Source organism: Ginsengibacter hankyongi, assembly GCF_008710285.1.
GTDB classification, from domain to species: Bacteria; Bacteroidota; Bacteroidia; order Chitinophagales; family Chitinophagaceae; genus Ginsengibacter; species Ginsengibacter hankyongi.
Window position 1 is genome coordinate 963,318 of sequence record NZ_VYQF01000001.1, and the last position, 13,477, is coordinate 976,794.

Consider the following 13,477-nt stretch of genomic DNA (forward strand, 5'->3'; position numbering starts at 1 on the left):
TTACAACGATTGATGAACCGCCTGTTTTATATGGACATCTTTTAATCCAGTGCAATTTTGGATGGTACAATCACCGACCTTATCTAAAACAAAGGAAGGAGTAGCCGGTAGCTTCTGAGCTTTCACGTACCGGAAAGTTGCGACTGTTACATCGTCTAAAATAAAGGGCGGCCGATAATCATCATTTAAAAAACTGATCGTGATATCATGCATCACAATATTTTTTACATGCCTTATAAAAAAATCGTAGGCAGGTATCACTCCAAATTTATTGGGGTCAGGATATCTTTTTTCAAACTCTGGAACTTTAGTCAAAGCCATTTCTTTGCTGGCGCCGCCTTTATAATAAATGTGAATATTTTTCATTTCCAAATCTTCAATTTCATGGCCGGGAATACCACTGATGATAGAGCCTGAACTATCATCCATTGCATTGTAAACATTTACATTGCTAATAACAATTCTTCGGCAATGACCTACTACCAGGCTATCCGGGGCACGCATCCTTGCACCAAGCCTTATGAAAAAAGGCGAGTTTGTAACATCTCGCATGGTGATATTGGTAATTGTTACATCTTCCAGTAAGGCTCCATCTACTGACTCTAACGCCAACCCCCGGCAATGATCAAATACACAATTAGAAATAGCCACATTTTGAAAACCACCATTTGATTCGGTACCCATTTTTATCCTGCCCGTTGGCGCTTTTCTATAATCTGTTTTGTAAGTTCCATCCAACACGCTTCCTTCAAAATAGCCGCTCACAATACAATTGGTAATTGTTACATTTTTGGTGGGTCTTGTATAGCCGAGAGCAAACGAACTTTTGAGACAAATACCATCGTCTGAAGGAGAATTTACAGTGCAATTTGAAATGTGAACCCACTGGCAACAGTCGATATCCATTCCATCACGGTTGGTATCCATCATTACATTATCAATGGTTAAATGATCGACGCCGGTTGCCAAAATACAAAACCATCCGCCATGTTTTATTGTAACATCGCGTATGATTACATTGCGGCATGATAATAATGCAATGGATTTATTCGCATAATTACTTCCTCCTTTTTTTTCGCCACCCAGCAATCCCTTTCCCCAAATCATACCACTGCCAATAATGGATATATCATGCAAATTTTCTCCCCATATAAAGCTGTTATGAAAATGGCTGTGACCCAAATCCTGGTACTTATCATTGACGGCAGGTTCAATTTTATCGTACTCAGATGAATCTTCTGCAGGAGCCGCAATAATGGTTGCGCCCTGGTCTATAAACAAAGTGATATTATTTTTGAGGCGAATAGAACCTGATAAATAATCGCCTGCAGGAAAATAAACCGTTCCTCCGCCTGCAGCAGAAGCCGCATCAATACTGATATTGATGGCCTTCGTATCCACCGTGCTGCCATCGCCTTTTACGCCATAGTCTTTTACATTAAAAAAAATATTTTTAACAGGAGACGCAGCATTGGTGACAGATGAAATATTAATCAATACTAAAAAGAACAGGATTTTAATTGCCGGAAATAATTTCATTTGTCATGGTTTTAAATGTTATGAGACATTATTTATGAGTTACGCTATTCATCCCGGAACAGTTGTATGGTTTTGGTTGAATCGGCAATTGTTGCGTCGATTTTATTATTTTCAAGAGAAATAAAGATGTCAGCCGGCTTACTAAGATGCATTATTTGCACACCATTTCTTTTAAGCGACAAGAAGCACGTGGCGGCAAGTTTTTGCAGGTTTCCTTTGTTATCAACTTTAATAGCAGCCAGGCCTTTGTAGTTGCCGCTAAATGTATAACCGTTATACGCAAACGAAAAATTAACAGCGCTGTCTTTCTGCAAAGATTCGATGCTGGTAAAAGTATAAGCTCCATCGCCATTTGGCACACCATTAACCAGGTCATTTCTCGGGACACCTAATTTTTCTACATTCTCCAAAGAGAAAGAAGTAGCCACAGCTTTGCTCTCAATATTTGCCCATGGATTGGTGATATCATTTCCATAATAACCGTTAGTAGCGTTTCCTTCAATTAACAATTGCCCACCTCTGTTTACATATTGCTGAAAGAATTTTATGGTACTTTCTTTTGAATATTGCGGGTCAAGAAAAATCACCGCGTCAAATGTATATCCATTAAGAACGGGCTTGCCATCCGCATTTAACTTCAAACGCCCATCTTCAATTTCATCTGTAGGAACCGCTGCATTCAAATAACCATTTTGCCATAATTGAATTGATTTTTCTTCCATACCGAGTTTGTCATTGATATCATACAATCCCCTATCCTCTTTATTGGGATACCAATTATACATTGCCTCCATGCCATACACCACGAGTAATTTAATAGCTGGAAAAGGCGGGTTAAACCGGTTAAGCAACCGGGCACAATTTTCTACCTTGTTTATTTTCTCTAACGCTGCTGGTTTATCAATTGAAACGCCCCAGCCCTGTACATCGTTGGCAGCGTGATGATGGGTGCGAACCCCATACCGCAAATCATATAAGGCTTTAGTCCAAATGCGTTCCAGGCTTTTATTGTAATACATGTTGTACATGGCATTCTCCTTGTTGGACATTCCTATTCCTATTTGAACCGGCGTTGATGTTTCTTCATCCGTATGCCCATAATCTCTTTTTATGTTCCACCAGCTTACACCGGTTTGCCAGACTTCATCTTCATCGAGATTGTTATGAAATGTATCATGTAAACCGATGAAGGTTTTTGGGCCATACATTTTTTTACCAAGGTCATACATAGACTTTTCTATATCTAACGTTGCGGTTCGCAAAAGACTCATATATTCATTGATGGCTTTTATACGGATGGCCGGCTTTCCTTCAGGAGCATAACGCATATCAAAAAGTACCCGGCTCAAATCCATGCCTGTGAAAGCTTTCATTCGCTTTGCCATTGCGATTGAATATAGTCTCTCTCTAAATGTATCATTCGTCTTTTTAAGAACAGGTTGCCTTGCAATTAAAAGATTCTTATATTCATCTAGGCCTATTCCATCGAAAGGGATATCTGCATACGCTTTAAAAGCATGCAATAAAACTGATTTTGCCTGTTCAGAAAAATTGCTTGCATAATTGTAATAGTGTTGAGTGAGAATGTAAGCCGTATAACCTTCTAATTTTTTTCCTGCACTTATAGAAACTTTCACTTGTGTTCTGCTGGTATCAGCTTTCGCATATTTTGTTATATCCTTAAATGTAGCAGGATCGTAAAAGCCATCACCGGTTTTTTTGAAAGCGTATATCTTAAATAAATCACTTGTTAAAAGTTCACTCATATTTCGTGCACCCTTTGCCATTACACTATAATTTGCGTGGCCATTTTCATCCAAAACCACTTCGCCTTCCTGCATCAAACGATCCGTGTTCTCAATACGGGTTCCAAATTCCCGTTTCCAAATCTGCAGCCCGATCTTCAAACCCTTTTTATGCGCATAAGCAACAAGGTCTTTAAAAACCGGGTGCATGGTTTTAAAGTCGTAAAAGTTACAACCATCGCGTTCTGTAAGAAAGATCAATGTGTATTTGCTGTACCTGGCAAAGCTGTCAATCTTTCCCCGGTAAGCTGCTTTGGGCAACATGTTACTGGCAAAAAACCAATAGGCAACTTCAGGATGATTGATATTTTGGAAAGCGTTTACATAGTTTACTTTTAGTTGCTGTGCTTTGCTGGTAACATGCAAAATCAACACACAGAAAAAAAACAAAAGCAATTTATTTTTCATTCAAAATATTTATAAGGACTCATTTTATTAAACTGACGATTTCAATAATTATAACAGTCTATAATTTATTTATCATAGGTTTTATAGTGTGCGTACTGTCTTTAATAATCATATTAATTTTTCCATTTTGCCGGCTGATAAATATATTCACCGGGTCCTTGAAACTTAATACCACTTTGCCGTTTCGGCGTAATGACGTGAAGCCATTGGCAGCAAATTTTATAACACCCATTTTTTTAACTGTCCTTATGATTGCTAACCCCTGGTAACTGCATTCGTATAAATCACCGTCAATCTTTATCGAGAAAGATGCCATGCTTCCCGTTCTTAAAGAATTGATATCGGTGAAAACATAAGAATCATCTTCATTTTTACATCCATCGGGAAGCAGATTTTTTTGCAGACCAAGCCTGGAAAGGTTTTCTATTGAATAACCTTTAACGGTAGCTTTATTATAAATTGACGTAAATCTTTTTGAAATTTTGTTGGCATTAAAATCACGATCAGCGCCTCCTTCTACCATCAGTTTACCACCCTTGCTTTCATATTCTTCTAAAAACTTAAGTTCTGATTCTTTAGCGTATTGTGGATTTAGGTATACTATCGCATCAAACGTATGCCCGTTCATAACCGGTTTGCCATTCTTATCTAACTTCAAAATATTATGAGCAATCAAATCGGAAGGGACTAATGCATTGAGGTAGCCGGCATTCCATATTTCAACAGCTTTTGCTTCAATACCCTGTTTATCATTAATGTCATAAACGCCTCTGTCTGCCGCCACAGGATACCAGTTTTCCAGTGACTCGATTCCAAAAATTACTAATAAATGAATCTTAGGTAATAATGGATTGAACTTATTCAAAAGCCTGGAACAATTTTCCACTTTGTCGATCCCGGCCACAGCTTCCGGATCCAAAAGATCGAAACGATTTACCCGTTTATCGTGCATGGCATGATAATGTGTTCGGACTCCATAGCGCAGATCGAATAATGCCTTTTCCTGAACCGGTGGAAATACTCTATCGTAATACTGGTTATACATTGCATTTTTTGTGTGTGCCATAGCAACTCCCATTCGGGTGGGCAGGAAAGTCTTCTCATCCGTCTGGCCATACTTGCGGGGCAAAATCCACCAGGAAATGCCATTTGCCCATATTTCATCATTGATTAATTTATTGTGATATGTATCATGAATACCATTGAAAATGTTATTTCCAAAAACTTTATGAGAATAATCATAGACTGCTTTTTCCACTCGTAAAGCACCTCCTCTCATAAAATCCATGTATTGATTGATCGCTTTCATTCTTACTTCAGACTTTCCTTCCGGTGCGTAGCGGCCATCAAACAGTGTTTTAATCAATGAAGTTCCGGTGGAGCTTTTAAAGGCTTTTGCCATTGCATTTGAATACCATCGGCCCCTGAAAGGCTTCGTTGTTACAGAATCGAATATTCTTTCAACAAACTTGTTTCCATATTCGTCTAATGCAACCCCATCAAAAGGTATGTCATTGTATTCATCCATTGCTTTTTTAAACCCGTTAATCTCAACGTTACCCCACATGCTGCTTTGGCTGCAATATTCCTGCGTCATAATGCATGCGGTTAATCCTTTTAATGATGCTCCTCCATTCACTTTAATTTGCACAGTTTCTTTATCCGGCAAAACAGTTTCACATTTCGCGGTGATATCTTTCAATGTAGAAGGATCATAAAAGCCATCTGAAGTTTTTCTGAAAGCATACACTTTAAATAAATCTGTTTTCAACAGACGATCAGGAAATCGTATAAATCTTGCTTTAGCTGCGAGTGAAGCTTTTCCTTCATCATCTAACGTCACTTCATCCTCAACAATCATTCGTTGAACGCCTTCAATAGATTTATCATTATAATTCCCCCAAAGCTGGAGGCCTACTTTAAATCCGTGCTGATGTGCTACAGCAACTATTTTTTTAAACACAGGATGCATTGTTGGATATTGATAAAAATTAGCGCCATCCCTTGCGGTAAGAAATACCAAAGTGTAAGGACATTGATGAATGATAGAATCCAGTTCCTCTAAATAACGCCCGTTGTTTAACAGGTCTGGCGATATAAACCAGTAGCCAATTTCGGGATGATTTTCATCAGCAAACTTTGACGCATATTGAATGGACTGTGCCTTTAAAAACTGAAAATTAAAAACGAGCAGTAAAAATGAGATAGTAATTCTTTTCATGAATTCATTTTTTGCCTGATGCTTTTATCAAACATCAAAAAATTATATATAATTATTCTGACGACATCGATGGCGGAGCCGCTGCAGGATTATTTCCCCATGATTTATTGGGCTTAGGCCCCATTTGCAACACCAGTCTCCCGCCTTTAATTAGTTCACTATGATATATCCAGGGTTTATTAAATGAACGTCCATTTAATTGAGCCGATTGAATATAAACATCATTCGCCCCGTTATTTTTGGTTTCAATTATAAATTGTTTACCGCGATAATATTTTGAATTCAGATGAATAATTATCCTTTTGAAGATCGGGCTGCTTATTTCGTAATAAGGCTTTTCGGATGTGCCCCCGTTAGTTGAAAAAATACCCATCTTTAATAAGGCCGACAAGGTTCCCATCAAGCCCTGGTCTTCATCTCCGCTATATCCTTTTTGTGGTGAAATGCCGCTGTAAACAGAATCGATAATTTGTCTTGTCCAATATTGTGTAAGCCATGGGGCGCCGGAAAAGTTGAAGAGGAAAGGAGTTTCCATACAAGGCTGATTACCGTAATTAATATAAACTCTTCTTGCCTGTTCCTGATCTTCTTTATCTTTAGAACTTCCCGAAACAAAGCCATGAGGCTGGGCTTTTTCAAAAGATTCGTTTAACTTTCTTGTGAAGTTATCAGAGCCTCCCATCAGGTCAATCAAACCCTTTACATCATGCGGAACGAACCAGGTATACTGGGCCGCATTACCTTCCACCCATCCATTTTCATAACGGAGGATATCGACTGGCTGATTCCAATTTCCATTCTTATCTTTCAACCACACCCAGCCAATATCCTTATTGAAAATGTTTTTATAATTCTGTGCTCTTTTACTAAAAAGAAGATAATCATCTTTCTTTCCAAGAGCCTTCGCGATCTGTGACATCGCATAATCCTGGTAAGCATATTCTAAAGTCTGAGCTCCGCCGTCCTGGTGATAACCATATCTTTCTTTTGAAAGAGGAAAAGGAACGTAACCATCTTTAATATAATATTCAATACCGCCACCTACGCTGGTGTTAAACTCATAACCCGCTTTACTCATCATCCCCCCGGGAAAATGATCTTTCCTCATCCCTTCGTAAGCCTTCTTTATATCAAATCCGCGAATGCCCTTTAAATAAGCACTTACTATGAAGGGCGTGGTGGTAGCACCTGTCATCACATAAGTGTAATTGCCACCGGACGGACCTCTTGGAATAAGGCCTCCATCATCATACATCAACAAAAACGAATTGATAAACGATTCTGTTACTTCGGGATATACCAGATCCCAAAGGGTATTTAATGACCATTGGGCGCCCCAGAATGAATCTGAATTGTATTCATTAAACTTAGGTGTACCATTTGCATCCAAAGGAATTTGTCCAACCCGCGGTTTTGCACCCGTGTTATCAATATAAGTTCCGCTGTAATCACTTACAATTCTTCTCCCCTGCAATGCATGCCACAGGTCTGTATAAAATCTTCTTTGTTCAACAAGTGTTCCTCCTTCCACATCAATCCTGCTCAATAAGCTATTCCACTCTTTCCTTGAATCTTTAACTACCTGGGCAAAATTCCAGTGCGGTAATTCTTTAATAAGATTATTTTTTGCCTGCGCAATGCTCACGTACGAGATAGCAACTTTCATTTGCCTTACTTCATTAGCAGAAGTTGTAAAGCTAACGTAGGCGCCTGTACGCTTTCCTTCGATACTATTTTTTACGGGAATTATTTCGCCATCCTTCCAGCCGCCAAAGGTTTGAAATGGCTTATCAAACATTATCACAAAATAGACAGTTATTAGCTTAGGGCGCCTTGGGGTGGCCGACATAACGACCTGCCCTTCTAATTGCGAATTGCTTATTTCCCGGGTAACTGCACTGTCTGTGGCAGATGAACCCAAATCAGTTGTAAAGTCAAAAAGAATATGACTCTGACCGGATTTGGGAAAGGTGTACCTGTGAAAACCAACCCGGTTGGTAGAAGTGAGTTCCGCTGTTATACCATAATCTCTTAAAAATATTTTATGGTATCCGGGTTTGGCGATTTCATCTTTATGAGAATAAGATGAACCATATTTGTCGGGACCTAATTGCCCTTTAAAAGGGCCTGTTGTAGGTAATACCGGTATACCCGAAAGCTCCCACCCATGAATATGACTAAAACATTTGATAGTATCTTCATTATAACGGTAACCCGTACCCCAGGTTCCATTCAAAACCATATCCGGGCTCAGGTTCACCATTCCAAAAGGCCTGCAGGCGGAACTAAAAAAGAAAAACCGGGAGTTTGCGGCATCCACCATTGGCTCTACAAGGTCAACCTTTTCAACCTTTGAAATACGATTGATCTGCGAATACGACAGTGAGATTTTTAGCAAAACTATTATCGTTATGATAAAAATCTTTTTAACATGCATGAGTTGATTTTTAAAAATTCATGAAGGCAGCAGCTTCTTTTGGAAAAGGATTTATACTAAACTGGTAACAAGGTGTATAAATCCTCTCCACTAAGAAGGGCTAATAACCAGGATTTTGGTCAATATGAGGATTCGAATTATCTAACATTCCCTGCGGTAATGGTCTTAGATAATCGTGCGCATCTATCAAAGGTGTTCCGTTCAATCCGTATGCAACCCATGGATTGTATTTTTCACCACGGGAAATCAAAGTGCCTGTCCGTTTTAAGTCATACCATCTTTCATTGCCTTCACCCAGCAACTCTCTTGCTCTTTCATCGAGAATCATATCGATAGAAATATTTGCCGGGGTAGCCCTGTATCCAACCGTAGTAAGATCATTAACATCTGCAGGATTAGCAGCACATTGCGGATCCATCCCCGCATTAGCTCCTAATGCACGGTCGAGAACTTTATTATAATAAACATCTGCTCCGCCCAGGGCGGCTCCTGTAGCTCCTTTTACAATAGCTTCTGCAGCCATCAGGTAAACTTCTGCAGCACGGAATAACGGATCATTAAATGTCGAATATCCGTCACCGTATTGAATCCCCGGTTGAAAAAACTTCCAAAACATGGGAGCGCCCCATCCTAAATTATCTACATAGGCTGTGGAACCTTTGTAACCTAAACCAAAATATTGGTTTGGATTAACCACTGCATATTTTTTAGTACCTCCGGAAATATCTACTCCAAACTGGTCAGGACTGGTAGCAGGGTTATTCCATGGCAATGCAATGGCTGTAGTATCATTAACATTAAATGACAGCGTAATATTTTGAGGATTAGGGTTATTGGTAGCTAATGAGACATTTCCTTTCGCAGTGGCATAACTAACACTATTGAATGTTCCGTCATACCTGGTATCTAAGGTTGGATCGAAGAGGCGATAAGCTGCCCACGTGCAAATTTGTGATGGAAGCCAGCGGTTGTAGGTGCTGGTTCTGGCCTGTTGGGCAACTCCGCTAGGGCCATTGGAAAACATTTCATGCATGTTATTGCCAATTGTGGTGGTACCTACACTTGGATCTCCATTATAGGCCGATGGGTTTGCATATTGAACTGCAAAAATCACTTCTTTACTTGCGTTAGCAGTGGCAACAGAGGCTGCCGAACTTGCTGTTTCAAGATTTGGATTTTTGTTATGGACAGGCCACAATTTGTTCCAGTTAGTTTCTAAAGGATATTTGCCTGAAGCGATAATCTGGTCACAAAGCTGTAATGCGCTTGTAAAATCAGCAGGCGCTCCGCCTAAGGAATTATTGAAGTTCCATCCGCGGGTTAAATAAACCCTGGCCAATAAAAATTTTGCTGCGCCCTGGCTGGCCCTTCCTGCATCTGACGGTGATACAGGTAAAGTGCTTGCGCACTCTGTAAGGTCAGTAATAATTTGAGCATAGATATCTTTTGATGGAACTTTTGTTACTACCTGGCTTGCAGCCTTTGTTTCAGTTAATGGCATTGGAACATCGCCCCATTGCTGAACTGCCCAGAACATACATAAAGAACGTAAGAACTTTGCTTCGCAAATCCTGATATGTTTTAAGGAATCAGGTTCGTCGGGTATGCCGGGAGCCCTTTCTACAACAGCATTACACCTGTTTATCTCACGGTAAAGCATATCCCAAAGTGACTGCAGTTCCGGAGCCGACGCATTTAACCGGATATCGTATTGATCAAAGGCACTTCCCTGCGGGCTTGGCTGGTTATAATAAATTGCTCCCAGCCCACTGGCTGCAAATACATCAGTACCTACAAACGTCAATACCCTTTGCTGGGTAATGTCTCTCAGTAATGGATAACATGATGTCACGAGGCTTTCAAACCCTGCAGCGTCAACATAATAATTGGTAGTAGTTTGACTGGACGGATTGTACTCATCCAGGAAGCTTTTTTTGCAACTCATTCCGGTTATACACAAAGACAGTATAAAAATGGAAATGAATTTTATATTTTTAAAAATATTCATATAATTAATTTTAAGAGTATTACTTTAATTTTTTAGAAGCCGAGATTTAAACCAAACGTATAGAGTGTGTAGGGAACATCATCTATATAGGTACTTGAATTGTATTCGGGATCAAGGCTTTTATATTTAGTAAAGACAAAAGGATTGCTTACCTGGATGTAGATCCGCATCCGGTCAATACTAAATTTATCAAGCTTCACTTTTGGCATCGTATAACCAAGTGTAATATCAGACACTCTTAAAAAGTTTGCGTTCTGATAAGCAATTGCATTTTTATAAGGTTGTGAAATTCCCACACCATACATATCGTTTGTCGGGTTATTTCTCGTCCAATAATTCAACACAATGTGTTCGTAGCGGCTATTGGTGTAGTCGGCCATAGTTCCTCCGCCAAATAAGTTATTTTGAAAAATTGTTCCGTTGCGATAGTACATCAGAAAAGAAAGGTCGAAATCTTTGTAATTGAAATGATTCGTCATACCAATGGTGTATTTAGGTAATTGTGTACCCAACACCTGGCGGTCATCTTTACCGGTTGAAGTTGATATCACTTCGTCGCCGTTGCTATCTATCACTTTTACCTGTCCGGGAAGCTGGTGGAAAGTTGCAGCTTGTGCACTATCGGGTATCTGCCAAATACCAGCGTATCTATAATCATAATAGGATTTTACCGGCTTGCCCACTTCAAGTATAGTAGTACCCGAAATGATAGAGGTGACGCCATTTGCAAGAGACACTACCTTATTTTTATTTGCGGAAAAGTTGAGATTGGTTGACCACGAGAAATTTCTTGTAATTACATTTTCTGTATTTAATCCCAGTTCTATTCCTTTGTTTGAAATTTGGCCAACATTGGCAGTTACCGTTTTAAAGCCGGTAGATGTTGGAAGATTTTCCTGTAAAATCAGGTCTTTCGTATTTCTTTTATATATTTCAATTGTTGCTGAAATCCTGTTGTTGAAAAATCCCATATCGAGGCCGAGATTCACCTCTTCACTTCTTTCCCATTTTAAGTTGCTATTGGCCAGCGTGCCGGGGGCAAACCCATTACCCACGTTTTGATTATAACTATATATAGTATTTAAAACCTGTGCCTGGGTGCTGTATGGTGATACGTTCGCATTACCCACCTGCCCATAACTTAACCTCAATTTCAGGTTAGAGAAGATCTTGGTTTGCTCAATGAATTTTTCATCTCCGGCCCGCCATGCAAAAGCCCCTGAAGGAAAGAAGGCCCACTTATTTCTGTTAGCTAATTGGGATGCACCATCGCCACGTCCTGTAAGGGTAAGCAGGTACTTATCATTATAAGAATAATTTATTCTTCCCATGTACGATTCCAAAGTATTTTGCTGGTAATTGCTACTTACGGCGGTAATGTTTGAAAGTCCCGCAGTGCCTAAATTATACCATCCGGAAGCGTAGGGAAGATTTTGAACCGCAATAGAATAAGTTTCAGCGGTGTTCTTATAAGCACTTTGTAATGCGGTTACGTTCAACCTGCTTTTCCCCTGGGAATAATTATAATTTAATTGATTATCGAGGGTATAGGCTTTCAGGTCAGCGGTTGAATAAGTTGCCCTGGGAAGCTTAAGACCATTACGATCTTTTGAGTAAGTACCACGGTAATCTCCTGTCCTGGTATCAATATTCGACACTGATATAGTGGATTTAAAAGTGAGGCCTTTCATCAGGGTTATTTCTGCAAAAGCACTACCCATCTCATTTGCAGCTTTTACTTCTTCCCTGGTATTTGCAAAATCAGCTTCAACCAATGGATTTAAAACCTGGTTATCTTTAATTCCCATCCATACTGCATAGCCGTTCCATGGTCCTTCGGTAAGGTCGTAGCCATCGCTTGGGTTTACGAGGTCTTTATAATAAACCACCCCCGTAGGCCTTGCACGAAACGCAGAACGTAAAGCCTCTAACGAACCGGTGGGGTTATCATTATAATTTGCAAATGCAGTAAATCCTATCCTTAAGAAATGATTTATTTTACTATCCAGGGCGCCATTTAAACTGTATTTCTTAAAGGTGCTATTCGGAATATTGCCATCTTCCTGGATATAACTTCCGGAAAAACGGTAAGTGGTACCAGGACTGCCACCAGTTACTGCCACAGTTGCACCCGCATTAGTGCTTGGCTTCGTTAAAAGACCTACCCAATTGGTGGTTTGATTATTATTTATCTGGCTGAGTTCATTTGAAGAGAATGATGCCGGTGTTCCGTTATTCAAAATAACATCAGTGTACATACTTTTGTAAAACTGTTGCGCCGTTTGCATGTCGGGTAAGTGAGAAGGCCTCTTATTGCCTATATAAGAATCAAGGGTTACTTTAGGCCGGCCGCTTTTTCCTTTTTTTGAAGTGATAATAACAACGCCGTTAGCACCCCGGGATCCATAAATAGCCGTAGAGGAAGCATCTTTTAAAATATCAATACTTTCTATATCCGCAGGATTAATATCTCTTAATCTCCCGCCAACAATTCCATCTATTACCACAAGCGGTTCAGTAACACCGGTGATGGTGTTTTCTCCCCGAATATCAATACTAAAGGGCTGGCCGGGCTGGTTGTTGCCTTTGGTAATAACTACCCCAGGCACCTGCCCCTGCAATGCCTGTGTTGCATTTGTAGGGTTTGCCCTGGTGATATCAGCGGCGCCTATTATGCCAACTGCACCCGTAAGATCTTTCTTTCTTACCGTACCGTAACCGACAACTACTACGTCGCTTAGCTGTTTAACCTCTTCGGCTAACGTGATGGTAAGTGTAGTTTGTTTATTCACGGTAATTGTTTGGTCAACATAACCTGTGTGGGTTACGTTTAAAACAACTTTGCCCTGCGCCGGAATATTAAGACTGAATCTACCATTTTGATCGGTGGTGGTTCCATTATTAGTTCCGTTTTCAACAATACTGACACCCGAAAAAGGATTGCCGGTCTTGTCATCCAATACCTGCCCGGTAATTTTGCGGGTTTGTGCGCTTACTGTTGAAAAAACAGCGCACATAAGCATTGATAGCAATAGAAATTTTTTCATAAAAAGTTTTTT

General features: G+C 39.8%; 6 protein-coding genes. All 6 read right to left on the bottom strand.

What is annotated here, in order from left to right:
- The 6 genes from FW778_RS04000 to FW778_RS04025 all read right to left on the bottom strand — a co-directional run bounded on the left by FW778_RS04000 (window position 1) and on the right by FW778_RS04025 (window position 13,465).
- A complete protein-coding gene (locus tag FW778_RS04000) occupies window positions 1-1,539 on the bottom strand; it encodes a rhamnogalacturonidase (protein ID WP_150413294.1) in 1,539 nt (512 codons plus the stop codon).
- 44 nt (window positions 1,540-1,583) lie between these two features.
- Window positions 1,584-3,752, bottom strand: a complete 2,169-nt coding sequence (locus tag FW778_RS04005) for a hypothetical protein (RefSeq protein WP_150413295.1) — start codon at window positions 3,750-3,752, stop codon at window positions 1,584-1,586.
- Between the two features lie 58 nt (window positions 3,753-3,810).
- On the bottom strand, window positions 3,811-5,973 hold the full coding sequence (locus FW778_RS04010; protein ID WP_150413296.1) for a hypothetical protein: 2,163 nt from the start codon (window positions 5,971-5,973) through the stop codon (window positions 3,811-3,813).
- A gap of 52 nt (window positions 5,974-6,025) precedes the next feature.
- Window positions 6,026-8,410 (bottom strand): GH92 family glycosyl hydrolase, encoded by a 2,385-nt coding sequence (locus FW778_RS04015; RefSeq protein ID WP_150413297.1) that lies wholly within the window; start codon window positions 8,408-8,410, stop codon window positions 6,026-6,028.
- A 100-nt stretch (window positions 8,411-8,510) separates the two neighbouring features.
- Window positions 8,511-10,418 carry a RagB/SusD family nutrient uptake outer membrane protein gene (locus tag FW778_RS04020; RefSeq protein ID WP_150413298.1) on the bottom strand — a complete coding sequence of 636 codons (1,908 nt, stop codon included), beginning with the start codon at window positions 10,416-10,418 and terminating at the stop codon, window positions 8,511-8,513.
- A 32-nt stretch (window positions 10,419-10,450) separates the two neighbouring features.
- The gene (locus FW778_RS04025; protein WP_150413299.1) at window positions 10,451-13,465 is read right to left on the bottom strand and encodes a SusC/RagA family TonB-linked outer membrane protein; all 3,015 of its coding nucleotides are present in this window, start codon (window positions 13,463-13,465) and stop codon (window positions 10,451-10,453) included.
- Window positions 13,466-13,477 lie beyond the last annotated feature (12 nt).

Coding starts and splice junctions, on each gene's coding strand:
- FW778_RS04000 (WP_150413294.1), bottom strand. CDS start 1,539: ATGAAATTATTTCCGGCAATTAAAATCCTGTTCTTTTTAGTATTGATT.
- FW778_RS04005 (WP_150413295.1), bottom strand. CDS start 3,752: ATGAAAAATAAATTGCTTTTGTTTTTTTTCTGTGTGTTGATTTTGCAT.
- FW778_RS04010 (WP_150413296.1), bottom strand. CDS start 5,973: ATGAAAAGAATTACTATCTCATTTTTACTGCTCGTTTTTAATTTTCAG.
- FW778_RS04015 (WP_150413297.1), bottom strand. CDS start 8,410: ATGCATGTTAAAAAGATTTTTATCATAACGATAATAGTTTTGCTAAAA.
- FW778_RS04020 (WP_150413298.1), bottom strand. CDS start 10,418: ATGAATATTTTTAAAAATATAAAATTCATTTCCATTTTTATACTGTCT.
- FW778_RS04025 (WP_150413299.1), bottom strand. CDS start 13,465: ATGAAAAAATTTCTATTGCTATCAATGCTTATGTGCGCTGTTTTTTCA.